Annotated in this window: 19 protein-coding genes; 6 read left to right on the forward strand and 13 right to left on the reverse strand. The window is 65.7% G+C overall.

Going from position 1 to position 26,481, the window contains the following annotated elements:
• The first annotated feature begins 13 nt into the window (after positions 1 to 13).
• The gene (locus NOF55_RS09095) at positions 14 to 1,846 is read left to right on the forward strand and encodes an ABC transporter ATP-binding protein (protein ID WP_306411052.1); all 1,833 of its coding nucleotides are present in this window, start codon (positions 14 to 16) and stop codon (positions 1,844 to 1,846) included.
• Positions 1,847 to 1,849: 3 nt separating this feature from the next.
• Here NOF55_RS09095 and NOF55_RS09100 read toward each other — a convergent pair whose 3' ends face one another.
• The 9 genes from NOF55_RS09100 to NOF55_RS09140 form a co-directional block, all read right to left on the reverse strand.
• Complete coding sequence (locus NOF55_RS09100; protein ID WP_306411053.1) at positions 1,850 to 2,665, reverse strand: DeoR/GlpR family DNA-binding transcription regulator; 816 nt, start codon at positions 2,663 to 2,665, stop codon at positions 1,850 to 1,852.
• Between the two features lie 191 nt (positions 2,666 to 2,856).
• Positions 2,857 to 3,282 (reverse strand): RidA family protein, encoded by a 426-nt coding sequence (locus NOF55_RS09105; protein WP_306411054.1) that lies wholly within the window; start codon positions 3,280 to 3,282, stop codon positions 2,857 to 2,859.
• Between the two features lie 33 nt (positions 3,283 to 3,315).
• Positions 3,316 to 4,632: an NAD(P)/FAD-dependent oxidoreductase gene (locus NOF55_RS09110; RefSeq protein ID WP_306411055.1), complete on the reverse strand. Its 1,317-nt coding sequence runs from the start codon at positions 4,630 to 4,632 to the stop codon at positions 3,316 to 3,318.
• Positions 4,633 to 4,791: 159 nt separating this feature from the next.
• Entirely contained in the window at positions 4,792 to 6,279 is a 1,488-nt protein-coding gene (locus NOF55_RS09115; protein WP_306411056.1) for an aspartate ammonia-lyase, read from the reverse strand.
• Between the two features lies 1 nt (position 6,280).
• Positions 6,281 to 7,597 carry an NAD(P)/FAD-dependent oxidoreductase gene (locus tag NOF55_RS09120; protein WP_306411057.1) on the reverse strand — a complete coding sequence of 439 codons (1,317 nt, stop codon included), beginning with the start codon at positions 7,595 to 7,597 and terminating at the stop codon, positions 6,281 to 6,283.
• A 124-nt stretch (positions 7,598 to 7,721) separates the two neighbouring features.
• Complete coding sequence (locus tag NOF55_RS09125; RefSeq protein WP_306411058.1) at positions 7,722 to 8,468, reverse strand: amino acid ABC transporter ATP-binding protein; 747 nt, start codon at positions 8,466 to 8,468, stop codon at positions 7,722 to 7,724.
• Complete coding sequence (locus tag NOF55_RS09130; protein WP_306411059.1) at positions 8,465 to 9,277, reverse strand: amino acid ABC transporter permease; 813 nt, start codon at positions 9,275 to 9,277, stop codon at positions 8,465 to 8,467. Before NOF55_RS09130 ends, NOF55_RS09125 begins: the two co-directional genes overlap by 4 nt.
• A 2-nt stretch (positions 9,278 to 9,279) precedes the next feature.
• Positions 9,280 to 9,996, reverse strand: a complete 717-nt coding sequence (locus tag NOF55_RS09135) for an amino acid ABC transporter permease (protein WP_306411060.1) — start codon at positions 9,994 to 9,996, stop codon at positions 9,280 to 9,282.
• A gap of 18 nt (positions 9,997 to 10,014) precedes the next feature.
• Positions 10,015 to 10,806 carry a transporter substrate-binding domain-containing protein gene (locus NOF55_RS09140; RefSeq protein WP_503128509.1) on the reverse strand — a complete coding sequence of 264 codons (792 nt, stop codon included), beginning with the start codon at positions 10,804 to 10,806 and terminating at the stop codon, positions 10,015 to 10,017.
• Between the two features lie 238 nt (positions 10,807 to 11,044).
• Here NOF55_RS09140 and NOF55_RS09145 point away from each other — a divergent pair, with 238 nt between their 5' ends.
• Positions 11,045 to 11,815: an IclR family transcriptional regulator gene (locus NOF55_RS09145; RefSeq protein WP_306411062.1), complete on the forward strand. Its 771-nt coding sequence runs from the start codon at positions 11,045 to 11,047 to the stop codon at positions 11,813 to 11,815.
• Here the strand turns inward: NOF55_RS09145 and NOF55_RS09150 are convergent.
• The gene (locus NOF55_RS09150) at positions 11,809 to 12,510 is read right to left on the reverse strand and encodes an SDR family NAD(P)-dependent oxidoreductase (protein WP_306411063.1); all 702 of its coding nucleotides are present in this window, start codon (positions 12,508 to 12,510) and stop codon (positions 11,809 to 11,811) included. The two genes, NOF55_RS09145 and NOF55_RS09150, sit on opposite strands and share 7 nt — an antisense overlap.
• 19 nt (positions 12,511 to 12,529) lie before the next feature.
• On the reverse strand, positions 12,530 to 13,849 hold the full coding sequence (locus NOF55_RS09155; RefSeq protein WP_306411064.1) for an NAD(P)/FAD-dependent oxidoreductase: 1,320 nt from the start codon (positions 13,847 to 13,849) through the stop codon (positions 12,530 to 12,532).
• A gap of 509 nt (positions 13,850 to 14,358) precedes the next feature.
• Between NOF55_RS09155 and NOF55_RS09160 the strand changes: the two genes are divergently transcribed.
• The 4 genes from NOF55_RS09160 to NOF55_RS09175 all read left to right on the forward strand — a co-directional run bounded on the left by NOF55_RS09160 (position 14,359) and on the right by NOF55_RS09175 (position 23,279).
• Complete coding sequence (locus NOF55_RS09160; RefSeq protein ID WP_306411065.1) at positions 14,359 to 19,854, forward strand: glutamate synthase-related protein; 5,496 nt, start codon at positions 14,359 to 14,361, stop codon at positions 19,852 to 19,854.
• 10 nt (positions 19,855 to 19,864) lie between these two features.
• Positions 19,865 to 21,625 (forward strand): sulfite reductase subunit alpha, encoded by a 1,761-nt coding sequence (locus NOF55_RS09165; RefSeq protein WP_306411066.1) that lies wholly within the window; start codon positions 19,865 to 19,867, stop codon positions 21,623 to 21,625.
• Positions 21,615 to 22,265 (forward strand): hypothetical protein, encoded by a 651-nt coding sequence (locus NOF55_RS09170; protein ID WP_306411067.1) that lies wholly within the window; start codon positions 21,615 to 21,617, stop codon positions 22,263 to 22,265. Before NOF55_RS09165 ends, NOF55_RS09170 begins: the two co-directional genes overlap by 11 nt.
• 192 nt (positions 22,266 to 22,457) lie before the next feature.
• The gene (locus tag NOF55_RS09175; protein WP_306411068.1) at positions 22,458 to 23,279 is read left to right on the forward strand and encodes a MetQ/NlpA family ABC transporter substrate-binding protein; all 822 of its coding nucleotides are present in this window, start codon (positions 22,458 to 22,460) and stop codon (positions 23,277 to 23,279) included.
• Between the two features lie 7 nt (positions 23,280 to 23,286).
• Here NOF55_RS09175 and NOF55_RS09180 read toward each other — a convergent pair whose 3' ends face one another.
• Both NOF55_RS09180 and exaC read right to left on the reverse strand, forming a co-directional pair.
• Complete coding sequence (locus NOF55_RS09180; protein WP_306411069.1) at positions 23,287 to 24,558, reverse strand: NAD(P)/FAD-dependent oxidoreductase; 1,272 nt, start codon at positions 24,556 to 24,558, stop codon at positions 23,287 to 23,289.
• Positions 24,559 to 24,647: 89 nt separating this feature from the next.
• A complete protein-coding gene (gene exaC, locus NOF55_RS09185) occupies positions 24,648 to 26,165 on the reverse strand; it encodes an acetaldehyde dehydrogenase ExaC (protein ID WP_306411070.1) in 1,518 nt (505 codons plus the stop codon).
• Between the last annotated feature and the right edge of the window lie 316 nt (positions 26,166 to 26,481).

Genomic DNA, 26,481 nt, shown 5'->3' on the forward strand with positions numbered 1-26,481 from the left:
GGAAAGCGAAACGATGACAGAAACCGCTGAAACGTCCCGCACGCCGGTCGTCTCCATCCGCAACCTCAAGGTTTCCTTCCTGCGCGGCGGTACGTTCCACACCGTCGTGCGCGATCTGAACCTCGACATCCACGCCGGAGAGACGCTTGCCATCGTCGGCGAAAGCGGCTCCGGCAAAAGCGTCACCGCCCTGTCCGTCATGCAGCTTCTGCCGGACGGGACGAGCCGCATCGAAGGTTCGGTCAGGCTGAACGGCGAGGAGCTCATCGGCGCCTCGCCCGCCCGCATGCGCGAAATCCGCGGCGACCGCGTGGCGATGATCTTCCAGGAACCCATGACCAGCCTCAATCCGGTGCTGACCGTGGGCGAACAGATCGCGGAATCGCTGATCGCCCATCGCGGCATTTCGAAGCGCGAAGCGCGGGCGGAGACGCTGAAGCTGATGGAGAAGGTGCGCATTCCCGCCGCGACCACGCGTATCGACGATTATCCGCACCAGTTTTCCGGCGGCATGCGCCAGCGCGTGATGATCGCCATCGCCCTTGCCTGCCGCCCGGCCCTGCTGATCGCCGACGAGCCGACGACTGCGCTCGACGTGACCATACAGGCCCAGATCCTCGACCTCATCAAGACATTGCAGGAAGAGGAAGGCACCGCCGTCCTGTTCATCACCCACGACATGGGCGTCGTGGCCGAAATCGCCGACCGCACGCTGGTCATGTTCCGGGGCGACCCGATCGAAACCGGCGCGACGCCCGATATCTTCGCGCATCCCGAAAAGCCCTACACGCGCGCCCTGCTGTCGGCCGTGCCCGAACTCGGTTCGGCGGGCGAAGGCGGACCGCGCCCCTTCCCCGTGATCGACATGGAAACGGGCAAGCCCCTGCCCGTGCCGCCGCGCCGCGATACCGTCGACACGAGCGCAACGCCGCTTCTGGAGGTGAAGAACCTTTCCGCCCGCTTCGAGATCCGCTCGCCCTACACGCGGATGGTGCAGGCACGGGTGCATGCCGTCGAGGACATCAGCTTCTCGCTGGCGCGCGGCGAAACGCTGGCGCTGGTGGGCGAATCCGGCTGCGGAAAATCGACGACGGGCCGCCTGCTCGCCGGCCTCAACAAGCCGCATTCCGGCTCCATCCGCATTCACGGCACCGATGTCGGCGCCTTCGCCCGCGCGGATCTGGCCCGCCGGGTGCAGATGATCTTCCAGGATCCGTTCGCCAGCCTCAACCCGCGGCTGACGGTGGAAAACGCGATTGCCGAGCCGCTTCTGATCCACGGGCTGGAAAGTCCGAAGCGCGCGCGCAAGCTGGCCCGCGACCTGCTCGGCGAGGTCGGCCTTTCCGGCGAGATGGGCAGCCGTTATCCGCACGAGTTTTCCGGCGGGCAGCGCCAGCGCATCTGCATCGCCCGGGCGCTGGCGCTCGAACCCGGCCTCATCGTCGCCGACGAGGCGGTTTCGGCGCTCGACGTCTCGGTGAAGGCGCAAGTGGTGAACCTGATGCTGGATCTTCAGGAGCGGCTCAGGCTCGGCTTCCTGTTCATTTCCCACGACATGGCCGTGGTGGAGCGCATCAGCCACAGGATCGCCGTGATGTATCTCGGCGAAATCGTCGAAACGGGGCCGCGCGAGGCCGTCTTCGCCCATCCGCAGCATCCCTATACCCGCCGGCTGCTGTCGGCCGTGCCCCTGCCCGATCCGTCACGCCGGCGCCTGAAGCGGCAGTTCGCCGACACGGAACTGCGCAGCCCGGTCCGCGACCGGCATTTCACGCCGCCTGCGCGCGAATACCGCGAGGTGTCCCCCGGCCATGTCGTGCAGGTGTGGGGCGAGGAATGGGCGTGACGCTCAGGCTTCCGGCACGGGAACGGTGACGAGATTGGCGCCGCGATCGAGGAAGCGCTGGCGCTCCTCCTCGTCCAGCCCGTCATCCGTCAGGATCGTGTCGACCCGCTCCATAGACGCCACGCGATAAAGCGCACGGGCGCCGAAACGGCTCGAATCCGCCATCAGCACGGTGGAGGCCGCGGCCTCGATCATGGCGCGCTTCGCCTGCACCAGCTCCCAGGACGTGTCCGAAACGCATTCGCTGTCGATTGCCTGCGAACACAGGAAGAACCGGTCGCAGCGTATGTCCTTCAGGAAGGAAAGCCCCGGCTCGCCGAGCAGCGTGAAGGCCCCTGCCCGGCAATGGCCGCCCGGAACGATCAGCCGGATATGGCCCTTGTTCGCCAGCGTACCGGCGACGAAAAGATCGCTGGTGATCACGGTGAGCGGCAGGGTGAGCCCGGCCACGACCTGCGCGAACTGGTGCAGCGTGGAACCGGTATCGACCAGGATGCTCATCTCCGGTTCGAGAAGTCCGGCCGCCGCCTCGGCGATGGCGCGCTTTTCCTCCATCGCCGTCTGCCGGGCCTGATCGGTCGTCGGTTCGAATGCCGCCTTTCGCCGCGCCCTGACGGCACCGCCATGCGTGCGGCGCACCAGACCCTGGCTGTCGAGCTGGTCGAGATCGCGGCGGATGGTGGAGATCGAGGCGCCGACGAGCCGGGCAAGTTCCTGATTGCTCGCCGCGACGTTCGCATCGAACCAGTCGAGAATCCGCTGCCGCCGCTCGGCGGGCAGCATGTCCTCGCTGTTCTGGACCTCGGGTTCCTGCTGCATCGCTTCCTCCTGCCGCACGAAAAGCGCTTCACGTCTGCTGCACGATTTTATCGGCCGATCCGGGAAATCCTGCGGCAGCGGCTGTCATGCCATCGCGAACGGCCCGTGGCAACGCGGGCAAACGAAAAAGCGGGCGAAAATGCGCTTCGCCCGCTTCATCTCGCCAGTCGGCGAAAACGCCGGACATTCGATCAGATATCGATGCGAACGTATCTGGCCTGCGCCTTGCCGACGCCGCGATGGGCCGTAACCTCGATCTCGACGCGATACTCGCCGGCAAGCGGCGTCGCGGTGATGGTCGAGGCCGGATCGATGCCGCGGAACTTCTCGCCGAGCACCGCCATCACGGCCTCCCGGTCCTCGGCGCGGGGAATCGCGACGCGCGAACGGACGACATCTGCAAGTCCCGCCCCGACGGACGCCAGCGCCGCCTCGATGTTGCGGAAACACTGGAGCGTCTGCTCGCGCGGATCGGGCGACATGACGCGCGTCTTGTAATCGATGCCGGCGGTGTTGGCGACGAAGATCATGTCGCCGACCATCGTGACGCGGGAATAGCTCACCTTCTCCTCGTAAGGGCTGCCGGTCTTGATCTTGACGACCTCGAGTTCACTCATACTGCTTTCCTTTTGCTGGCGGGATCTTAAAAATCAGGCGGTCTTCCGCAGACGGCGGAAGCGGTCCATGCGGAAGGGAGCGGGATCGACGCACGGGGTCGTACCCGTAATGAGATCGGCCATCAGCGCGCCCGCACCGGGGCCGATGCCGAAACCGTGGCCGGAAAAGCCGGTGGCGAGATAGAAGCCGGGCACGGAGCCCACCGGCGCGATGACCGGCACGGCATCCGGCGTGACATCCATCAGCCCGGCCCACATATGCGTCAGCTTCGCCTCCCGGAACACCGGGAAGGCCTTGCGCAGATGGTCGATGCCGCCACGCACGAAACGCAGCGACGGATCGGGGTCGAGAATGCGGGTCTGCTCGAAGGGCGTGATCTCGTCGCTCTTCCAGCTTCGCGGCATCTTCCATTCGCGGACGAACTGACCGCCAATGCGCAGGGTCAGTTCCTTCCAGCTCTTGATCAGGGTCGGCGTGTAATCGGCGAAAAGACGGAAACTGTCGGGCGTGACCGGCGCGATATTGGCATTGCGCTGGGCAACGGTGAAGCCGCCGTCCAGCCGGCGCCGGAAGGAGAAGTTTCCGGCTCCCACGGCCATGTCGGGAACGCCTTGCACCGGCGACACGCGGGCGACGCTGCCCAGAATCTTCAGCACCGGCAGGTCGATTCCCATGTTGCCGGCAAACAGGCGCGACCAGGCGCCCCCGGCGAGAACGACCGAGGAGCAGCGAATTTCACCGCGTTCGGTGACGACAGCGCTCACCCGGCCCGCCGTGCGCTCGATGGCGCGGACCGCGCAGCCGGTCAGGATATGCGCGCCCCTGGCGGCGGCCCCGCGCGCAATCGCCGGGGCGGCGAGAAACGGCTCGGCCTTGGCGTCGCTCGGCGTGTAGAGCGCGGCACGGAAGGGCTTCGCCATGCCGGGAACGAGGGCCTGAAGCGCCTCGCCCGTCACCAGCCGGGAGTCGAGGCCGAGGGGTGCGGCATGCTTCAGCCAATCCTCGTAGAGGGCGACATCGGCGTCCGTGTCGCACAGATAGGTAATCCCCGTCTGCCTGAAACCGGTCTCGCCGCCAACACGCTCGTTCATGCCGTGCCACAGCCGCAGGCTTTCGATGGCCAGCGGCAGTTCCGCCGGGTCGCGTCCCATCTGGCGCACCCAGCCCCAGTTGCGGGCGGATTGTTCCGCCCCGATCAGGCCCTTCTCGCACAGCGCGACCCGCACGCCCCGCTCGACGAGCGACAGGGCCGTCGAGACGCCGACGATACCGCCGCCGATGACGACGACATCGACCTCGGCCGGCAGATCCTGCGGTGTGACGACCGGATCGGGAAGAATTCTGGACATGGCACTCTCCTGCGCGAGGGCGGTGGAACTTCATGAACGTTATTGACGTTTTTTGCGCCTCTATGCGCCGTTTTGCAATATGAAAAATCAGGAAATGGCAGAAATGGAGGCTTTGGCAGCAAAACATGCCATATCCGCGCAGGAACGAGCGGATACCACTCAAACGCGCGGCATGTGCCCGTTGCAGGCCGGCAGGTGTCTGCCCTGCTTCAGGACGCGGAACCGGGCGATCAGGTCCTCGGCCCGTGCCGGATCGGCAAAGGCTGCGATATCGGCGAAAAGGGCTTGCGCTTCATCGACCGTCATCAAACCTTGGGCCACGGCCGCATCGCGAACCGAGATTCCCTGCTCGGCCGCGTGTTTCGCGACGGCGGAAGCGGTGGGATAGTCGTAGAGCGCGGCGAGCACCGTCGACAGCGCCAGCGAGCCGGACGCATCGGCAAGGCATCGCTCGGCATTCGCGCGAATGCCGGCGACACAGTTCGCGGCAAAGAGCGGAATGGCCCGGGCCATCAGCCGGACGGATTCGCTGACCGCCTCGAGGATGATCGATTCCCAGACATTGAGATCGAGTTCGCCTTCCGCCGCCCGCGTGACCGTCGCATCGTTGCCGATGACCCGGAAGGCGACCTGCATCATCATCTCCGGCAAGACCGGATTGACCTTGCCGGGCATGATGGAGGAGCCCGGCTGCACCGCGGGCAATTCGATCTCGCCAAGGCCGGCGCGCGGACCGGACGACATCAGGCGCAGGTCCGCCGAAAACTTCGACAGCGTCAGTGCAACGCTTTTCAGCCCGGAGGAGACGCGCACCCAGAAATCGGCGTTCTGAAGCGCATCGAAAAGATTGTCTTCTGCGTGATAGGCCTTGCCGGTGATGGCGGAGAGTTCCTCGAACACCGCGCCCCGGTAATCGGCGGAGGCGCCGAAACAGGTTCCGACCGCGGTCGCGCCGAGCGGCAGGCCGAGGCAGGCAGCCTCGAGCGCGACCAGATCCGCGGCCTGACGCTCGAAAGCGGCCCGGTATCCGGAAAATTGCTGCGCAAGGGTGATCGGCAGCGCATCCTGCAGGCAGGTCCTTGCCAGCTTCACCACATCCGCAAACGCGGCTTCGCGCCCACGCAGCGCCTCGATCAGTTCGGCCAAGGCGGCGCGAAGCGTCGCAAGCTGGCCACCCACGGCCATCTTCATCGCCGACGGAATCACGTCGTTGGTGGATTGCCCCATGTTCACATGGGTATTCGGGTGAACGGGAGCCGGTCCGCGAATGCCGCACAGCAATTCGCTCGCCCGGTTCGCCAGCACCTCGTTGACGTTCATGTTGGCGGCCGTCCCGCCGCCGCCGTGATAGATGTCGACGGGGAAATCTCCCGCCGGCGGATCGCAGAGATAGTCCGATGCGGCCCAGTCAATGGCCCCGGCAATCGCCGCGTCGAGACCGCCGGTGCGCCGGTGGGCGCGGGCAGCCGCCTGCTTGATGGTGACGATCGCCGGCACAAACCCCTCGATGCCGGCGATGGTGCGGCCGGAAATCGAGAAGTTCTCGACCGCCCTCGCCGTCTGGATGCCGTAGGCGACATCCGCCGGCAGAAGCCGGGCGCCCAGCGCGTCCGTCTCTTCGCGGAAAGGAAGACCGGGCCCGCCCATGTCAGCGGCCCGGACGGTCGATGAAATCGCGCAGACGATACCAGGTCGTGAAGAACGGCAGGAACCACGGCTTGCCCGAATAGAAGGGAACGGCAGCGAACCGTTCCCGGTCGAAGGCGGACGGCATGTTCTGCTCGCCGAGGATCTTGCGGGCCGTCTGATAGCCGAGATAGGTCATCAGCGCGACGCCGTTGCCGTTGCAGCCGACGGCGAAATCCGTGCCGTCGCGTTCGCCCATATGGGCGATCTTGTCGACGGTCATGGCCACGCGCCCGCTCCAGGCGTGGGTGATCTTCACGCCGGCAAGCTGCGGCCAGATCGTGATCATGCGCGCATAAAGCCGTTTGGCGGCGAGCTTGTCGGGCATGTCGAACACGCCGGGGCGCGAGCCGAACAGCAGGCGGCTGCCATCCGGCGAAGGGCGCGCGTAGATGAGATCGCGGCGCGTATCGGACACCATGCGGGCCTGCGGAATGAGCTCGGCCAGAAGGTCCGCCGGCAGGGGCTCGGTGGCGATCTGGTAGCTTTTGACCGGCACCACGCGGCTGGCGAGACCCGGCGTCGCATCGGCGGCGGTGTAGCCGTTCGTCGCCGCCACGACATGCGCCGCGCGGATTTTGCCGCGCGCCGTCGGCACGATCTTCTCGCCGTTCACGCCGTCCTGCACGATGCCGGCGCGCGCGTGGGAGCGCAGCATGACGCCCGCCGCCCGCGCCCGGTCGCGCAGGGCCTTGTGATACTTGCCCGGATGCAGGCCGCCATATTCGTCGATGACCATGCCGCCGCGGTAGTAATCCGAACCGATGACCTCCCGCTGGCCGGCACGATCGAAGAAATGCACGTTCACGCCGGTCTTTTCGGCCAGAAGCGCGCCATGTCGCTTCAGCGTGTCGAAGTCGCCGGCGGCGTGGGCACCGAAGAAGCGGCCCGTGAGCGCGAGGCCGGCATCCAGATTTTCCGTCCGGACCAGCATCTTCAGATAGTCGAAGCTCTCGTTGCTCTCTCCGATCAGCCGCGAGAAGAGCTGCGGATCGATGCCCTTGATCGCCCCGCCGACCACCAGCTTCTGGCCGCTCGAAACCATGCCGCCGGAACGGGTCGAGCCGCCCTCGCCGATCCGGTCGCCATCGACGACCACGACCGAGCGGCCGGCGCGCGCCAGATGCGTCGCGGCGTTCAGCCCCGCATAGCCGGAGCCGATGACCACGACGTCGGCCCGCTCGGGCAGCGGATCGAGGTTGGTTTCCGGCTCGGCAGCTTCCCACCAGTAGGGCGCTTCCTTGAAGTCCCTTGCATAGATATCGTCAAAACGGGGCATGGCACCATCGAGCCTTGCGGCTCACCTTTCTGCAACGGGGGACTGCGGCGCCGCGCAGCGCACGGCCTGTCCCGGCAAGTCGAATGCGCCGGGCCGGGAACGACGCCCCGGCCCGGTGGCGCGATCAGAGAACCTGGCCGAGGAATTCGCGGGTGCGCGGATCCTGCGGATTATCGAACAGTTCGGCAGGCGGGGCGCTTTCGACGATCAGTCCGCGGTCGGTGAAGCAGACACGCTGCGAGACGTCGCGCGCGAACTTCATCTCATGGGTCACGAGAATGCAGGTCAGCCCGTCCTCCACCAGTTCGCGGATGGTGAAGAGCACCTCCTTCACCGTTTCCGGGTCAAGCGCCGCCGTCACCTCGTCGAACAGGATGACTTCCGGCTGCATGGCGAGCGCCCGGGCGATGGCCACGCGCTGCTGCTGGCCACCGGAAAGCTGGCCCGGATAGCTGTCGGCCTTTTCGGAGAGCCGCACCTTCTTCAGAAGCTTGCGGGCCCGGTCCTCGACCTCGGCCCGGTCATGCCCGAGCACCTGGACGGGCGCCATCATGATGTTCTCGAGCGCGGTACGGTGCGGAAAGAGATTGTACTGCTGGAACACCATCGCCACCTGGTGGCGCAGCGGCCGCATCTGCTTTTCGGTCTTCAGCTCGTGGACACGGTGTTCGCCCACGCGGATGAAGCCCTCGTCGATGGGGATCAGCCCGTTGATGCAGCGCAGGATGGTCGATTTTCCCGATCCCGAGGGGCCGATGATGCAGACCGCCTCGCCCTTCTGCACGGACAGCGAGATGCCCTTGAGAACCTGGAAGTCGCCGAAGGATTTGCGGATGGTGTCGATCTCGATCAGAGCGTCGGAACGGTTCATAGATTGTCTCCTTTGACTGCCCGCTCCAGACGGCGCGCGAAAAGCGCGATGGGATAGCAGTAGGCGAAGAACAGGAAGAGGATGGTGAGGTAGAAGTAGACGATGACCCGCTCGCTCTCCATCGCAAGCGATGTGTTGAGAATGGTCAGCACGTCCTGGATGCCGGTCACGGTGGCGAGCGCCGTGGCGATCATCAGCAGCGCGTAGAGGTTCATCCAGCCGGGAATCATCCGGCGCAGCGCCTGCGGCATGATCACATGGCGGTAGATCTGGCCGGTCGTGTAGCCGAGCGACCGGGCCGCCTCCCACTGGCCGCTGTGGATGGACTGCACCGCGCCGCGGATGACCTCGGAGAAATTCGCCGCGGTCGGCAGGGCGAGCCCGATCACCGCCTTCACGAAGGGCGGGAAAGGAACGACGAAGCCGAAGATCCGCATCTGGAACGGCAGGATGTAGAGCATCGCGAAGAGCAGCACGAGCCAGGGCGAATTGCGCAGGAAGTTCATCACCAGGAAGGCGGGCGTGCGCACGATTGCCGACCGGGCGAGCGTCGCCAGGCCCATGAGGGTGCCAAGCGCCGTGGCGAGCGCCATCGAGGCGATGGAAAGCAGAATATTGAGCGCAAAACCGCCGGTGATCGGCCAGCCCGAGCCTTCGCCGGTCAGAAGCAGCGGCAGGCGGACCAGAACCCGCTGCCAGTGCGCCGAACCGCCGGCGACCGCATCGACCGCCACCCAGACGGCGACGAGCAGGGCGATGAACAGCAGAACCACCCGTTTCTTGTCTTCATAAGTCAGCAGGGAACCCATGATCAGTGCCCCTTTCCATAGCCGGGGAAGGCCATGAAGGCCTCGAGCCTGGCCATCGCGAAGGTCAGGATGGACACGAGCGTCACATAGATGACCAGCACGAGGATCATGACCTCCAGCGTGCGGAACGTGTCGTTGTAGATCTGCCCGGCGTAGTACATCAGCTCCGGCACGGTGATGACCGAGGCCTGCGACGTCGTCTTGAACAGGTTCGACAGAATGTTCGTCAGCGCCGGCAGGCAGATGCGCGAGGCGATCGGCGCCTCGATGCGCCAGAACCGCGACCAGCGCCCGTAGCCGAGCGACCGCGCCGCCTCGATGATCGAGCGCGGCATGGTTTCGATCCCCGACCGGAAGGCCTCTATGGCAAGCGCGCCGCCGAACAGGCTGAGCGAGATCGCCGCGCAGGCAAATGCGCTGAGCAGCGGCACCGACAGGCCCGTGGAGGGATCGGTGACTTTCAGCCCGAGCGTCGACAGGGTGAAATAGGCGAACAGCATCTGCAAGAGCGGCGGCGTGTTGCGGAACACCTCGACGAAAAGCTCGATGAGGGCATCGAGCCAGAAGAGGCGCAGCGTCAGGCCGAGCGCACCCAGCAGGCCGATCAGCACGGCGGCGATCGAGGAGATCGCCGCCAGCTTCAACGTGTTGACGACACCGGTAAGCAGCCATTGCTGGTAGGCAGGGTCCGCTAGCCAGGAATAATCGAGACCAAACAAAGGCCGCTCCCGTGTCCGTTAGTTCTTCTTGGCGGCGGCCGCCTTGGCGCGCTCGGCGATGTAATCGGAGGCGGGCATGCCGAATTCGGCTTCCCATGCGATGAGCTTGCCTTCGCCTTCGGCCTTGGTGATGGCTTTGTCGACGGCCTCGCGGAATTCGGTGTCGCCCTCGCGGATGCCGCCGGCCATCGGCAGGAACTCGTAAGGGGCGACGGCGACCTTGTAGCCCGACCAGTCCGCTTCCTTGATCTTCTGCTGAAGGGTCATATCGTCGAAGACGAAACCGATGCAGCGGTTGTCCCTCAGCGCGCGATAGGCTTCCGGCTGCGTCTTGAAGGCGACGAGGTTGATGCCGAATTCCTCGGTCATCTTCTTGTTGTAGTAGGAGCCCTGGATACCGCAGACCGGCTTGCCCTTGAGTTCCTCCCACTCGGAGATCGTCGCTTCCTTGGCCATCAGGACCGAGGGACCGGCGGCGGAAACATATTCGGTCGTGAAGTCGATGACCTTGTCGCGTTCGGGGGTCACGCCGAGCGTGGCGAAGATCGCGTCGATGCGACCGGCGGTCAGGAACTCGATGCGGTTGGAAGCGACGACCGGAACGAGTTCGATCTTGTCCGGCGAGCCGAGCAGTTCGCCTGCGATATATTTGGCCAGCTCGATCTCGAAGCCGACGATCTCGCCCTTGTCGTTCAGATAGCCATAGGGTGCGTAGTCGTTCTTGACGCCGACGATCAGCTTGTCGCGCGCCTTGATGTCATCGAGCGTGCCGGCCATCGCGGATGTGCCGGCCATCAAGGCGGCCAGCATCAGGGCGGAAGCGGTCAGTTTTTTGACTATTGTCATTTTTGTTCCCCTGTCCAGGAATGCGCCTTCCGGCGCTGTTACACGAAGCAGCGTTGCTTCAGCTTTCGGTTTTTGCGGAAGCGAAGATCAAATCGACCAAAAAATGCACAAAGTGCTTTTTCGATCTAATTTTCAGCATTGATGCCGGAAATTTCTCATTATACAAGTTACCGAGAAACATTTTTTCATAATGTGAGATTATATGACCAAAACCATCCCATCACCGTCTGGCGGGGCGCAATTGCTGGACCGGGCCGTCATTCTCCTCGACCTGGTGGCCGATGGCCGCGTGGAGGGCGTGACGCTCAAGGAACTGACGGCGCGTTCCGGCCTCAACACCGCCACCTGCCACCGCATCCTCAACACCCTTGTCGGCCACAAGCTGCTGGCGCGCGACGACAGGAAGCGCTGCTACCGGCTGGGTGCGCGCATGACGATCTACGGAGCGCGCGCGGCGCGGGGGCCCGGCATCGTCAGCCGCTGCGAAATCGCGCTCACGCGCCTGCGCCGCCGCACCGGCGACACGGTGCATCTCATGGCGCGCTTCAACCACGATTCCGTCTGTCTCGACCGGCGCGACGGCGAATGCGTCGTGCCGACGCTGACCGGCTCGATCGGCGGGTCCGTGCCGCTGGGCGCCGGTCCCGGCTCGATCTCGATGCTCGCCTTTCTCGACGAGGACGAGCAGGATTTCATCATCCGCGCCAATCTCGAACGATACGCCCCCTATCGCAGCCTCACGCCCGACAAGGTGCGCCGGCTGCTCGCGGACACGCGCGAGCGCGGCTATGCCGTCGATGTCGGCGAACTCATACCCGGCATCGCCGGCGTGGCGATGCCGATCATCACCGACGGGGAAAAGCCCGGCGCCTCGCTGGGCTTCACCCTGCTCTGCGCCAAGCTGGCCCCCGGCGTGATCGAGCAGTACGCCGCCCTGCTGCGGGAGGAGATCGACGCGATCGTCGGTCAGTAGGAATCGTCGAGCAGGCAATTCACCCAGAATTCCGAAACGCTGGCGCGGTTCGGCAGATTGACGATGTGAACGATGGAACTGGCGACGTCCTCCGGCTGGGTCAGCGCATCCGCCGGCGTCGATGCCGCCAGCGGCAGGCCCATATCCGTGGCGACGAATCCGGGGCAGACGGCGGTGGCCCGCACGCCCTTGTCGAAGCCCGCATGGCGGATGGCATGGGAAAGGCCGAGCGCGGCGAATTTCGACACCGAGTAGGAACCCGACGCCGCCGATTTGACCCTCTTGCCGGATAGCGACGCGACGATGACGACCCGGCCGGAGCCGCAGGCGACCAGTTGCGCCCAGCAGGCCCTGACCAGCCGGCGGGGACCGTTGACGTTCACATCCATGAGGGACGCGAATTCCGCGTCAGTGGCCTCCACCGCGGTCTTGCGGATCGAGATTCCCGCATTGGCGACCACGGCGTCGATCCGTCCGAAGCGCTCGACAGCGGCCGCGGCCCATGCGTCGGGTGCTACGGGGTCCACCGCATCATAGGCATGGACGTGAACCGCCTCCGGCCTCGCCCAGTCCGGCATCGCCGGCGTGCGCATGCCGAGCGACACGCTCCAGCCGGCCTCCATGAAGGCTCGGGCGGTGGCGGCACCGATCCCCCGATTGCCGCCGGAAATCAGCACGGTCTTGTTGGTTGTCACGGATCAAACTCCTTGAGGTTCAGGCGTGCGGGGGAAGCACGGCGCCCTCCTTGCGGGCGGCGCGCGTGTCCTGGTAACGGAAATAGCGAAGCCTGAGCTTCGGGGCCACGGACATGAAAAAGGAAGCCCTGTGCAGCGGCTCCATTCGCAGCGAAAGATCCTTTTCCGGCGTGCCGAGCGCCCATTCCGAAAGAATGCCGCCCAGCATCGAGCCGGTCGGCACGCCGCGGCCGGACAGGCCGGTGCAGGCGATGACGCCGGGCGCTAGATCGTAGAGGCGCGGAATGGTGCGCATCTGCATGTCGAGTTCGCCGAACCAGAAATACTCCCAGCGCAGCGGCTCCCTGATCTGCGGATGCAGGAACGTCAGCCGGTCGGTCATGACCTGGCGGGTATAGGCAGGGTCCGCCCCGCGCCTGCCCATCGGAAACATCGAGGCGACGATGCGGCCTTCGCGATTGTACTTGTAGACGTAGATGTCGCCGCGCCCGTCGTGCATCGTGGTGTTGCGCGGCAGGACCTGCCGGCGGGTTTCCGGATCGAGCGGCTGCGTGGCCGCGACGAACACCCTCATGATGCGGAAGCTTTTGTCGAGGTTCTTCCAGCCGCCCACCGTATAGGCGCCGGTCGCGAAGATCACCTTCTCGGCCAGCACGCTGCCGGCCGGCGTGCGGACCGACCACCTGCCGCCTTCCGGCTGCACATCCTCCACCGGCGAACCGGTATAGACCTTGCCGCCTTCCTGCATCACGGCCCTCGCCAGTCCGCGCGCGTAGGACAGCGGGTTCATGTGGCCGCCTTCCTCGTGATACCAGGCGCCGTAGAAGCGCGGACTGCCCGTCATGGCCTCCACCTCGTGCCTGTCGATGATGCGGCAACGGGCGCCGGCGGCCGCATAGGCGTCGGCCTTGGCCTGAAGCACCGGCATGGCGCCCGGACGCAACGCACCCATGACATAACCGTTCTGCACCCATTCGCAGTCGATATCGTAGGCCGAGATCATTTCCTTGACGCGGTCATTGGCGCGCGTCTGGCGCCCGATGATCCGCTCCGCCCAGGGCTCGCCGAGCATCTTGCGCAGCGCCGGCAGGCCGTAATAGCTGAAGGTGGGCGTGCAATGGCCCGCATTGCGGCCCGAGCCGCCGAATCCGGCCTGCTGGGCCTCCAGCAAGACGACGCTGACGCCCTTGCGGGCAAGCTCGAGCGCCGTCGTCAGGCCGGTATAGCCCGCGCCGACCACGCAGACATCCGCCTCGATCCGGCCATCGAGCCGGTGCGTTTCGGGTGCCGGGGTCGCGGTCGCAAACCACAGCGTCGTATCGAACGGAGAAAATCGCATTACGGTTTCAAACCCACTGACGACCGGCATCACCCCGGAAATCGCGGATTTCCAGGTCTTCCCGGTCACGATTGCAATGAATGGACGGCGGTGTGCCGTTTTTTATGCGTGCCAGAATGTCTGGCAAATCGTCAATTCAAATCTCACAATACGACGATCAGGGAGAATGAATTTTACATAATGAGATTTTATCTACACCAAACGGCGAACCGCGCTACAACCTTGCCTATCCATCCTTTCGCAGCCCGTCGCCATCCGTCGACCAGATCGAGCATTGTGAACGGCCGATAAAGTCTCGAAAATATCGCAGGAAAATTGCCCGGATGCGACGATCCGTCCGGCCGCGTCTCTACCCCGCAAATAGCTGATCGGCATCATCTTTTCACCCATCCGGATGAAATCTCCGCTCAGACCGAGACATCGGAACGGCTCCTTTGGCGCGGATAAAACTTGACTTTTTTAATCTTGTTAATATAGGGCAGCATTACTGACTTTTTTCGGGAGGTTGCATGCGCGCTCACGACAAGCCTTTTGGTCTCTACGATCCCGCCGACGAGCGGAGCAGCTGCGGCGTCGGCTTCATCACGCGAAAGGACGGCGTGCAGACCCACGACGTCCTTCGCAGGGGCCATGAGGCGCTATGCGCCGTGCCGCACCGCGGCGGCATGTCGGCGGAGGGCGTGGGCGACGGGGCCGGCGTCTCGGTCGACCTGTCGCTGTCCTTCTTCCGCAAGCTCACGGGGCGGGAGGATCTGCGCGCCCGCCGCTTCGGTGTCGGCAACTTCTTCCTGCCGAACGATCCCGGCTTCCATGCCGAGGCGGAGCACGTCATCGCCCGGGCGCTGGCGGAACAGGGCTTTTCCATTCTCCTGAAGCGGGACGTGCCGGTGAACGATGCGGCCATCCGGCCGGCGGCGGCACGCTATCAGCTGCCGATCCGCCAGTGGGTTTTCGCCTGTCACGGCGAGACCGCCACCCAGGCGGAGTTCGATTTCCGCATCCACAAGGCCCTGCTCGCCATCGAGGCGCTGGCCTATACGCGGCCCGAACTGGCCGGCCTCTATCCGATATCGCTCAGCGCCCGGACGCAGGTCTTCAAGGGCCGGCTGAACTCGCACGAGGTCATCCCCTACTTCCGCGACCTCACGGACCCGGATCATGCGATCCACACCATGTATTTCCACACGCGGTTCTCGACCAACACCGACCCGCATCCCTCAATGGCGCAGCCCTTCCGGCTGATGGCCCATAACGGCGAACTCAACACCGACCGCAAGAACCGTCTTTCCGAGGCGGCCATCGCATCCGCGAAGAACGCCTCCATCGTCCGTCCCAAGGGCCAGTCGGACAGTTGCCGCCTCGACCAGACGCTGCAATCGCGCGTGCAGGAAGACGGCCTCGATCTGGTGACGGCGGTCGTCTCCATGATGCCGCCCGCCTGGGAGAACGACGATACGCTGTCGCCCGACGTCGTGGCGATGCTCGAATATTTCTCGCTCTACGAGGAGAAGAACGACGGTCCTGCCGCGCTGATCTTCGGCAATGGCGATCTCGTCGGCGCACGTCTCGACCGGCTTGGCCTCAGGCCGCTGCGCACCGTCGAGACGAAAGACTATCTTTGCGTCATGTCCGAGGCCGGGCAGATCGCCTTCCCGCCGGAAACCGTCCTGCGCCGCGGCCGCATCGAGGCAGGCGGCATGCTGGTTTACGACCATGTGGAAAAGCGGGCCTACGGCACCGTGGAGGCGCTGGAAATGCTCGCCGGCCGCCGCCCCTACCGCGATCTTCTCGAAGAGGCCCGGGTGAGGCTGGCCGACCTGCCGGACATTCCGGCGGAGGCGCAAGGCTCGCCGCTGCGCTACAACGGCGATCTGGAACGCCACCAGCGCTACGTCGCCTATTCGCTCAACCAGGAAAGCTTCAAGTTCCTGATGGACCCGATGCTGGCGACCGGCGCGGAGAAGATTTCCGCGATGGGTTACGGCAACGCCATCAACGCCCTGTCCGATCAGGAAGGCGGTGTCGCCAAGTATTTCTCGCAGCGTTTCGCGCAGGTGACGAACCCGCCGCTCGATTCCATCCGCGAGGCGGACGGCATGACGCTGCGCATCACGCTCGGGGCCAAGCCCAATATCGGTGCGAAGGCGGCCCGCCAGATCGTCGTCCCCTCGCCCGTCCTGACCCATCTCGACATGCTGAAGCTGCGCGAGCAGACGGAAACGCCGCTGCGGCGGTTCGAAATGCTCTACACGCCCGTCTTCGACGACGCGGACGCCAACGCGCAGGCGCTGGAAGCGGCCATCGACCGGCTTTGCGAGGCCGTCGCCGCCTTCGCCCGCGAGGAAGGCGGCATCGCGGTCGTCACCGACCGGCATGTGGCGCGCGACCGGGCGGCGCTGCCCATGATCCTGGTCGTTTCCGCCATCAACCAGAAGCTCATCGAGGAAGGCGCCCGCCTGCGGGCCTCGCTCGTCGTCGAAAGCGGGCAGATCACCTCGTCCCACCACGTCGCCGCCGCCCTCGGCTTCGGCGCCTCGGCCGTCTATCCGCTCGGCGTGCAGTTCCGCGCCGAGGAGAAGTTCGGCGCCGATGCCGACAAGGCCTTCAGGCGCTTCGCCAAGGCGGCGGAAAAGGCGCTGATGAAGACGATGGGCAAGGTCGGGCTGTGCACGGCGGAAAGCTATGTCGGCGGCGAGTTCTTCGAGCCCAACTTCCTCGATACGGACGATCCGGTCCTCCGGCGCTATTTCCCCAACGTCAGGACGCCGGTCGGCGGCGTCAACTTCAGGGTCATCGCGCAGGCGGTGGCCGACTGGCACGCCCGGGCGCTGACGGTGAAGGGCGAGAACGACATTCCCCTGCTCGGCCTGTTCAAGGAACGGGCGGAAGGTGCCGGCCATTCCTTCGGCACGACCGCCGTGCGCGGCTTTGTCGACATGACCGAGGAGAAGGTGGCCTTCACCGCCCCGGACGGCGAGGAGGACCCGTTCCTGCGCCTTCTCACCCTCAACCGGCTGGGCGACGCCTTCGGCATCGACGATGCCGCCTATGCCAACAGCGGCTACGACCGCCTGACGCCGGAAGCCATCGACCGCTTCACGATCACCCCCGGCTACCGCGCCTTCGTGCGGATGATGACGGAGGAGCGCGCCCGCCGCCCGGCCGCCCTGCGCGACGTGCTCGCCTTCCCGGCGGATGTGACGCACGCCGCCTCGCCGGAGGATTTCCGCAAGGAGATGCGCCGCTTCTCCCGCAAGGGCAACAACGGCTTCAGGGTGCGCGGGCTGACCTGCGAGCCCCTGCCCGACGACACGTTCCGGCTGACGCTCACCGGCGCCCCCGGCGGCGATCTGGCCCGGCTCGGGGCGCTCGGCCAATCGCTCGTCATGCGTTTCGGCAGCGATATTCTCGGCCACTGGCTGGAAGGCGGTGCCCTGCTCGTGCATGCGGCCGGCCAGGCACTCGCCTATCTGCGGCTCGTCCGCACGGCGCCGGATGGCATCCCGCTGGAAGAGGTGCAGAAGGCCAGCCAGATCACGCCGCTGCTCGCTTCCGGCGCCATGAGCCACGGCGCGCTGGTCGCCAACGCCCACGAGGCCGTCGCCCACGGCACCAACATGGTCGGCGGCATGTCGAATTCCGGCGAAGGCGGCGAGCACATCTCCCGCTACGGCACGATCCGCGCCTCGCGCATCAAGCAGTTCGCCTCCGGCCGCTTCGGCATCTGGGCCGGCTATCTGGCCGACCCGATGCTGGAGGAGCTGGAAATCAAGATCGGCCAGGGGGCGAAGCCCGGCGAAGGCGGCCAGCTTCCGGCGCAGAAGGTGACGGTGGAGATCGCCGCCGCCCGCGGCGGCACGCCGGGCGTCGAACTGGTCTCGCCGCCGCCGCACCACGACACCTATTCCATCGAGGATCTGGCCCAGCTCATCCACGACTGCAAGGCCGCAAGGGTGCGCGTCGTCGTCAAGCTGGTCTCCTCGGAAGGCATCGGCACCATCGCGGTCGGCGTCGCCAAGGCCGGCGCGGACGTCATCAACGTCGCCGGCAACACCGGCGGCACGGGGGCGGCGGCCGTCACCAGCCTGAAATATACCGGCCGCGCCGCCGAGATCGGCATCGCCGAGGTGCATCAGGCGCTGTGCGCCAACGGGTTGCGGCAGAAGGTGCTGCTGCGCTGCTCGGGCGCGCACCAGACGGCCAGCGACGTGGTGAAGTCGGCGCTTCTCGGCGGCGACAGCTTCGAATTCGGCACCACGGCGCTGATGATGCTGAAATGCGTGATGGCCAAGAACTGCAACGTCAAGTGCCCGGCGGGCCTCACGACGAACGCGGAAGTGTTCGACGGCGATCCGCGCGCACTGGCGCAATATCTTCTCAACATCGCCCATGAAACACGGGAAATCCTCGCATCGCTCGGTCTCCGGTCTCTCCGCGAGGCGCGGGGCCGCAGCGATCTCCTTCACCTTCTCGACCATCCTGCCAGCGTCGGGCAACTCGACCTCCGGGCGATGTTGCAGGTCGTCGAGGAGGTGAAGGTTGCCGACCCCGTCTACATGGAAAAGGATTACGGCCTCGATGACGCCTTCATCGACATGGTGCGTTCGGCCATCGTCGACGGCAGGCAGCCTTTCATCGAACTCGGGGCGAACCGCCACCTGAACAATTGCAACAAGAGCGTCGGCGGCCAGCTCGCCGTCGATATCGAGCGCATGCTGAACCACGAACTGACCGCGGAGCAGACTCGGCGCCTGCCCGCCGTGCGGCAGGACCATCGCGGCCGCCGCTTCCTCGATGCCGGCAGCGTGCGGATTTCCACCTCCGGCTCGGCGGGACAATCCTTCGGCGCCTTCTGCAACGACGGCATGATGCTGACCCACACCGGCACCTGCAACGACGGCGTCGGCAAGAGCGCCGGCGGCGGCACGATCACCGTGCGGTCGCCCGGCGGCGGCTCCGACGAGGCCGGCGGCAATGTGCTGATCGGCAATTTCGCCCTGTTCGGCGCGACCGGCGGGCGGCTGTTCGTGGAAGGACAGGCGGGCGACCGGTTCGCGGTGCGCAATTCCGGTTCGACCGCCGTGGTGGAAGGCGTCGGCGATTTCTGCTGCGAATACATGACCAACGGCGCGGTGCTGAACCTCGGAGCGTTCGGCAAGGGCTTCGGCAACGGCATGAGCGGCGGCTTCGCCTACCAGTACGATCCCTATGGCGACCTGCCGAAGAAGATGAGCCACGATTCCATCCTCATCGGCTCCATCGCCGACGAGGACGACCCGCACGCCGCCTTCCATGCCGACGCGATCCGCATGATGCTTTCGTGGCACCTCGAGGCGACCGGGTCGGAAAAGGCGCGATGGCTGCTCGAAAACTGGGAGAGCGAGCGGCAGAATTTCGTCTACGGCCTGCCCCGCGCCCTGCTGCTCTATCAGGACAGCGACGCCATCCTGAAGGCCAAAAGCCGCAAGGATCTGGTCGAGGAGCTTTCGACCGCGCTCGCCGCGCATCAGGTGCGCAAGTTCAAGCTCGCCTATCGCGACCGCCGTGCCATCCTCAACGGCAGCGTTCCGGGCTACGGCGAAACCGACACCGAGGACATGTTCGCGCTGCTGAACAACTACACCGTCCTGTCCATGGCGCAGTCGCTCGCCATGAGCCGCGTGCCCGGCGCGCGCGGCCCCTCCGATCCGGCGGTGGAAAAGGCGGTGCGCAACCTCGTCCTGACGGAGGATTTCGCCCTGATGCAGAGGCTTTCCCGCTATGCCCGCGACGCGATCGCCGATTACGACGACGAGGCGCTGGCGGTGATGGTTTCGGCCAAGCGGCTCGGCGACTACCGGCAGGCGCTTTCGGGCCGCAACACGCTCTCCATCGACAGTCCCGGCACCTATGGCTGGATCATCCAGCAGACCGCCCGGAACGTCGAGCGCATCGGCCGCATCCCGAGCTTCGAGGAACTTTTCGCGCGACAGGCCCTCTCCGGCCTCACCCCCGCCAGACAGTGAGACGCAGACGATGAAGATCCCCTATATTCCGGAGGACGCCCCCTTCAACGCCGACCAGCGGGCCTGGCTCGCCGGCTTTCTGGCCGGTCTCCACTCGCGCATCGCGATGGGCGGCGAAAGCACAGCCGCAACGGCGGCTGCCCCTTCGGCCGCGCCCGCGCAACCGCTTCACATTCTCTACGGCACGCAGACCGGCAATGCCGAGCGCGTGGCGATGGACGCAGCGGCCTCGGCCCGCGGGCTCGGCCTCGCCCCGGAGGTTCTCGGCCTCGACGATGTGAGCATGGAGCAGCTGGCCGCCATGCGCCATGTCGTCGTCGTCACCTCCACCTATGGCGAAGGCGAGATGCCGGACAATGCCCAGCTTTTCTGGGAAGCCCTTTCCGCCGGAGCAGCGCCGCGGCTGGAAGGCCTGCGCTTCGCCGTTCTGGCGCTCGGCGATACCGGCTATGACGGCTTCTGCCAGGCCGGCAAGCTGATCGACACGCGTCTCGAACAGCTCGGCGCGACGCGCATCGCCACCCGCCGCGACTGCGACATCGACTACGAGGACGCCGCCGCCGCATGGCTCGGCGAAACCCTGCCGCTGGCTGCCGAGAAGCAAGGCGACGGTGTGCCGCCTGCCGCCGTTCCCGCGCCCGTGACGACCTCCGTGACCGGCGGATGGAGCCGCAAGAACCCCTATTCCGCCATGCTTGCAGTCAACCGCCGCCTTTCCGGCCCGTCCTCGGCCAAGGAAATCCGCCATTACGAGTTCGATCTCGGCGACAGCGGCCTTGCCTACGAGGCCGGCGACGCGCTCGGCGTCATGCCCGTCAACGATCCGGCGCTCGTCGGCCTGTTCCTCGAAAGGCTGGGCGCCGGAGCGGAAACCGACGTCGGCGGCACCGCGCTCGGCACGCTTCTGACCACGGCGCTCGAAATCTCCACACCCTCCCGCGACCTGATCGCGGAAGTCGAGCGCCGCGCCGGCAACGAGGAATTGAGCCACGTCCTGCGCAACGGCGACAAGGAAGCGCTCGACGCCTTTCTGTGGGGCAAGGACAGTCTCGACCTTCTGGCGCTCGCGCCGCAAGGGGCGTTCACTGTGGCGGAATTCGTCGGCCTGCTGAAGCCGCTCCAGCACCGGGCCTATTCCATCTCGTCGAGCCCGAAGACGGCGGCCGGCCGGGTGCATCTGACGGTCGCGAGCGTGCGCTACAATGCCAGCGGCCGCGAACGCGGCGGCGTCTGCTCGACCTGGCTGGCGGATCGCGTGGCGGAGGGCGGCAAGGCCGGCATCTTCGTTTCCCAGAATAAAGCCTTCCGCGTGCCGGCCGATGACGATGCGCCGATGATCATGGTCGGGCCGGGCACGGGCATCGCGCCCTTCCGGGCCTTCCTTCAGGAACGCGGCGCGCGCGGCGCAAAGGGCCGCAACTGGCTGTTCTTCGGCGACCAGCGCCGCGAAAACGACTTCATCTACGAGGACGAGCTTTCGCGGATGAGCCGCGACGGGCTGCTGACGCGCCTCGACCTCGCCTTCTCCCGCGATCAGGAGGCGAAGATCTATGTGCAGACCCGCATGAAGGAAAACGGCAAGGCGCTCTACGCCTGGCTGGAGGAAGGCGCCTCCTTCTACGTCTGCGGCGACGCCAGCCGCATGGCGCGCGACGTCGATGCCGCGCTCGGCGACATCATCGCCGAACAGGGCGGCATGGACGCCGAGAAGGCCGCCGAATACATCGCCGGCCTGAAGCGCGAGAAGCGGTATCTGCGGGATGTCTACTAGCGAAATCGAAAGGCTGCTGGACATCGGGCGTCGGGCGCCCTCCGTTCCCGCGGGGCTTGCCGCCGGCTATCTGCCGTCCTTCGAAAGCGTGGTCGCCGTCACCTCCAGCACGGCGGCCGTCATGACGACGGTCGGCGTTTACGAAAGCGCCCGCCTTTCCCCGAAAACCGGCCAGCAACGGCGCGGGCTGCACGTCCATTTCAATCAGGACCGGACGGCGGAGGCGGTCATCGCCCATACCGACCGTGAAGCGCGGCTGCCCCCAGCCATCCGGTTTCTCGATCATGCCGGCGGCGTCGGGCACACGACCTATCTCACATCCCCGTCGGACCTGTGGGCGCTCGGCTGCCTCTCGCTCTCGGCAACGACGCCCCGTGCTCTTCCCCGCGAAACCGTCGCGATGCAAGTTCCACCGTCAGGCGCCCGCAAGGCGCCGCGGAGCGTGGACCGGCAGGTCGTTCCGCACGTGCTTGCCTATCTCGCGGCGCTCCGGTTTCCCCTGGCGATCGTTCTCAGCAACGCAAGCTGCATTCATTGCGACGACGGGCCGCTGGAAGACGTGTCGCAGGCCGGCGACCTCGTTTTCGTGCGCATGGCGAGGACCACGCTTTCCTTCGATCCCGTCCTGATCGGCGGGTGAAATATCCGCCGCTCGGAAACGGAAAGGGACCGCATGATCCTCGAAGCCGTATGCCCGCAAAACAGACGGCAATTCCATATAACCGGCGGGCCGCGGGATTGTGGTAATCTGCGCGAATCCTGGGAGGCCGTCTTGAGGTCGCTTCCCCTCACCCGCACGTCACACCCATAAGAATATCCAAAGGGACGAAACATGCCGCAGAGTGCAATACAGACCTGGAGCCGCCGCGCCGTTCTGGCCGCAGGCATCGCCGCGATGGTTCCGATGGCCGCTGGCCCGCTTTCGGCGCAATCGGACGAAGCGCCGCTGCGCATCGCGCTCGCCACCAGCATTTCCAACCAGGCGGCGGAAATCGCCGCCAGCGAAGCCGAGGCGCAGGGGCTGAAGGTCGAGCTGATCGAGTTCAACGACTGGAACACACCCAATATGGCGGTAGCCGACAAGGAAGTGGACGCGAACCTCTTCCAGCACATCCCCTTCCTCGAATTCACCAACCACAATCGCGGCTACGATCTGGTCGCCGTGGCGCCGGCCTTCAGCACGCCCTTCGGCCTCTATTCGAAAAAATACAGGACGCTGGAGGAACTGCCGGAAAACGCCCGCATCGTCTTTTCGGGAGATGCGGTGAACACGGCCCGGTCACTGCTTCTGCTGCAAAAGGCCGGCCTTGTCGAACTGAAGCCCGGCGCCGACCATCGCGCCACGCTCGAAGACGTGGTGACGTGGGTCAAACCCCTCGACATCATCCAGCTCGACGGGCCGCAGATCGCCCGGGCGCTGGAGGAGGTCGACGCCGCCGCGACCTACCCGACCTTCGCCAGGCTGGCCGGCCTCGACGCGTCCTCCGCGCTTATCTTCGAAAACGACCCCGTCTACGCTTTCCAGTTCGTCACCCGCCCCGAAATGCGCGACGATCCGCGTCTGACGCGCTTCATCGACATCTACCGCAATTCGCAGGCCGCGAAGGAAAAGCTGATAGAGCTTTACGGCGACATGGTTTCCTTCCCGCGCTGACGGGTTTTCAGGGCGCGCTGTCGTCCTTCAGCGTTTCCTTCTGGGTGATCAGCCGCGCGGAGTGCTGGCCGCTCAGGAAGATCCACAGCCAGCTCATCGCCACGGCGAGGCGGCTGCGCGTGCCGATCAGGAAATAGATGTGGGCAAGGCCCCACACCCACCAGGCCAGCGCCCCTTTCAGCTTGATCCGGCCGAGATCGACCACCGCCGCGCTGCGGCCGATGGTGGCCAGATTACCCTGATGCCTGTAGGAAAAGCCGGTCGGCGCCGGTTTCCCCGCCAGACGGCTGGCGACGACCTTCGCCACATACGCACCCTGCTGCTTGGCGGCAGGCGCGACGCCGGGCACCGGCTTTCCGTCTTCCGTCACGACCGCGGCCGTATCGCCGATCACGAAGATCTCCGGCGATCCCGGCACCGTCAGGTCCCTGCCGACGATGGCCCTGCCCGCCCGGTCCGCATCGGCGCCGAGCCACGCGGCGGCCTTCGACGCCTGCACGCCGGCCGCCCAGATCAGCGTGCGGGCCGCGACGAATTCCTCGCCGATCCTGACGCCTTCGGGGCCGCATTCCGTCACCGGCGTGCCGGTGCGAACCTCCACGCCGAGCTTCTCCAGCGCCTGCCTGCCGTAGTCCGACAATTCCTGCGTGAAGACCGGAAGAATGCGCGGGCCGGCCTCGATCAGCATGATCCGCGCGGCGCGGGTATCGATGGCGCGGAACTCGCTGACCAGCGTCCGGTGCGCCAGTTCCGCGATGATGCCGGCCAGTTCCACCCCGGTCGGGCCGCCGCCGATGATGGCGAAGGTCAGAAGCGCCTTGCGCGTTTCGGGATCGTCCTCCAGCTCCGCCCGCTCGAAGGCCAGCAGGATGCGCCGGCGGATGGTCGTCGCGTCCTCCAGCGTCTTGAGACCGGGGGCGACGCCTTCCCATTCGTCATGGCCGAAATAGGCATGCCGCGCGCCGGTGGCGAGCACCAGCGTATCGTAGGGGATCGACTGGCCGTCCTTCAGCGCCACGCTCTTCCGCTCGCGGTCGACGGCGACGGCCTCGCCGAGCAGGGTGCGGACTTCGGGACGGTTGCGGAACAGGCGGCGGATCGGCCAGGCGATCTCGGAGGTCGCCAGCAGCGTCGTGGCGACCTGATAGAGCAGCGGCTGGAAAAGGTGATGATTGCGCCGGTCGATGATGGTCACGTCGACGGGCTGGCCCTTGAGGTCGTGAACGAGCTGGAGACCGGCAAAGCCGGCACCGACGACAACCACGCGATGCTTGGACATGGCGTTTCTGGATCTTTCGAAAACGGGATCGTGTTGCAGGCCGGCGGTCTTCCCCGCCGGCCTGCACGACAGATATCAGGCTTTTCGCCTCAGAAGAAGCCGAGCGGCTTCGTGCCGTAGCTGACCAGAAGGTTCTTGGTCTGCTGGTAGTGGTCGAGTATCATCTTGTGCGTTTCGCGGCCGATACCGGACTGCTTGTAGCCGCCGAACGACGCATGCGCCGGATAGGCATGATAGCAATTCGTCCAGACCCGGCCCGCCTGAATGCCCCGTCCGGCGCGGTAGGCCGTGTTGGCATTGCGGGTCCACACGCCGGCGCCGAGGCCGAACTCCGTGTCGTTGGCGATCTCGATGGCTTCCTCGAAGGTCTTGAAGGTCGTGACGGCAAGCACCGGCCCGAAAATCTCTTCCTGGAAGATGCGCATCTTGTTGTGGCCCTGGAACACCGTCGGCTCGATGTAGAAGCCGGCGCCCAGATCGCCGGGAAGCTGGCCCTTGCCGCCGCCCGTCAGCACCTTGGCGCCCTCTTCGCGGCCGATGTCGATATAGCCGAGGATCTTCTCGAACTGCTGCTGCGAGGCCTGCGCACCGATCATGGTCGACAGATCGAAGGGGTCGCCGCGCTGGATCGACTGGACCCGCTTGACGGCCTTTTCCATGAACGTGTCGAAAATGTCCTCCTGCACCAGCGCCCGGCTCGGGCATGTGCAGATCTCGCCCTGGTTCAGGGCGAAGAAGGCGAAGCCTTCCAGCGCCTTCTCGAGATAATCGTCATCCTCGGCCATGACGTCCGAGAAGAAGACGTTCGGCGACTTGCCGCCCAGTTCCAGCGTGATGTTAGTGACGTTGTCGGCGGCATAGCGCATGATTTCCTTGCCGACCGCCGTGGAGCCGGTGAAGGCGATCTTGGCGATGCGCGGGCTCTGCGCCAGCGGCCTGCCGACCTCGACACCCGTGCCGCTCACGATGTTCAGCACGCCCGCCGGCAGAAGATCGGCGATCAGTTCGACAACGAAGAGAATGGAAGCGGGTGTCTGCTCGGCCGGCTTCATGACGATGGCATTGCCGGCGGCAAGCGCGGGCGCGATCTTCCATGCGGCCATCAGCAGCGGGAAGTTCCAGGGAATGATCTGGCCGACGACGCCGAGCGGCTCGTGGAAATGATAGGCGACCGTGTCGTGGTCGAGTTCGGAGAGCGTGCCCTCCTGGGCGCGGATGCAGCCGGCGAAATAGCGGAAATGATCGATGGCGAGCGGAATATCCGCATTCAGCGTCTCGCGCAGCGGCTTGCCGTTGTCCCAGGTTTCGGCCTCGGCGATCGCCTGGAGATTGTCCTCCAGACGCTGGGCCACGGCCAGCAGAACGCGCGAGCGCTCGACGGCGCTGGTCGTACCCCAGGCATCCTTGGCCTTGTGCGCCGCATCGAGAGCCAGTTCGACATCCGCCGCGCTGGAGCGGGCGACTTCGCAAAGCACCTGGCCGTTCACCGGCGAAATATTCTGGAAGTAACGGCCTTCGACAGGCGCGACCCAGGCACCGCCGATGAAGTTATCGTAGCGCGGCTTGAATTTCGGCTGAATGGAGCGAATGAATTCGGGTCTGGTCACGACGTTTTCCTTCTTTCTGTGGAAGCGCCGGTCCCGCAACCCCTAGATCCGGGGGACCGGCGCTTGCGGACAGTGAAGTGTACACATGAAGTAATCCATGCCTTAAGACCCGTGAGCGACCTTGAGTGGAAACCGGCTGATCCCCGTCATTTTTGCGCCGCAACGAATGGAGTGAAAATTGACGCATCGCAATATGTGCGAGGATTTGACGCTCCCCATGTGTCGCAGTTTCGCGACAGGCAACCGCCGGGCACCATCGGGCCGCACCCGTCTGGCGGCCCCCTCGTTCCCGCAGAAAAAACGGCTCCCGGCAGGA

Source organism: Ectorhizobium quercum (assembly GCF_026552795.1).
GTDB classification, from domain to species: domain Bacteria; phylum Pseudomonadota; class Alphaproteobacteria; order Rhizobiales; family Rhizobiaceae; genus Ectorhizobium; species Ectorhizobium quercum.

What these genes read in the sequence shown, in the direction of transcription:
- NOF55_RS09105 (WP_306411054.1), bottom strand. Translation starts at nt 3,282, where the DNA reads ATGAGTGAACTCGAGGTCGTCAAGATCAAGACCGGCAGCCCTTACGAG.
- NOF55_RS09100 (WP_306411053.1), bottom strand. Translation starts at nt 2,665, where the DNA reads ATGCAGCAGGAACCCGAGGTCCAGAACAGCGAGGACATGCTGCCCGCC.
- NOF55_RS09120 (WP_306411057.1), bottom strand. Translation starts at nt 7,597, where the DNA reads ATGCCCCGTTTTGACGATATCTATGCAAGGGACTTCAAGGAAGCGCCC.
- NOF55_RS09160 (WP_306411065.1), top strand. Translation starts at nt 14,359, where the DNA reads ATGCGCGCTCACGACAAGCCTTTTGGTCTCTACGATCCCGCCGACGAG.
- NOF55_RS09130 (WP_306411059.1), bottom strand. Translation starts at nt 9,277, where the DNA reads ATGGGTTCCCTGCTGACTTATGAAGACAAGAAACGGGTGGTTCTGCTG.
- NOF55_RS09110 (WP_306411055.1), bottom strand. Translation starts at nt 4,632, where the DNA reads ATGTCCAGAATTCTTCCCGATCCGGTCGTCACACCGCAGGATCTGCCG.
- NOF55_RS09115 (WP_306411056.1), bottom strand. Translation starts at nt 6,279, where the DNA reads ATGGGCGGGCCCGGTCTTCCTTTCCGCGAAGAGACGGACGCGCTGGGC.
- NOF55_RS09140 (WP_503128509.1), bottom strand. Translation starts at nt 10,806, where the DNA reads ATGCTGGCCGCCTTGATGGCCGGCACATCCGCGATGGCCGGCACGCTC.
- NOF55_RS09145 (WP_306411062.1), top strand. Translation starts at nt 11,045, where the DNA reads ATGACCAAAACCATCCCATCACCGTCTGGCGGGGCGCAATTGCTGGAC.
- NOF55_RS09165 (WP_306411066.1), top strand. Translation starts at nt 19,865, where the DNA reads ATGAAGATCCCCTATATTCCGGAGGACGCCCCCTTCAACGCCGACCAG.
- NOF55_RS09175 (WP_306411068.1), top strand. Translation starts at nt 22,458, where the DNA reads ATGCCGCAGAGTGCAATACAGACCTGGAGCCGCCGCGCCGTTCTGGCC.
- NOF55_RS09125 (WP_306411058.1), bottom strand. Translation starts at nt 8,468, where the DNA reads ATGAACCGTTCCGACGCTCTGATCGAGATCGACACCATCCGCAAATCC.
- NOF55_RS09170 (WP_306411067.1), top strand. Translation starts at nt 21,615, where the DNA reads ATGTCTACTAGCGAAATCGAAAGGCTGCTGGACATCGGGCGTCGGGCG.
- NOF55_RS09095 (WP_306411052.1), top strand. Translation starts at nt 14, where the DNA reads ATGACAGAAACCGCTGAAACGTCCCGCACGCCGGTCGTCTCCATCCGC.
- NOF55_RS09180 (WP_306411069.1), bottom strand. Translation starts at nt 24,558, where the DNA reads ATGTCCAAGCATCGCGTGGTTGTCGTCGGTGCCGGCTTTGCCGGTCTC.
- NOF55_RS09155 (WP_306411064.1), bottom strand. Translation starts at nt 13,849, where the DNA reads ATGCGATTTTCTCCGTTCGATACGACGCTGTGGTTTGCGACCGCGACC.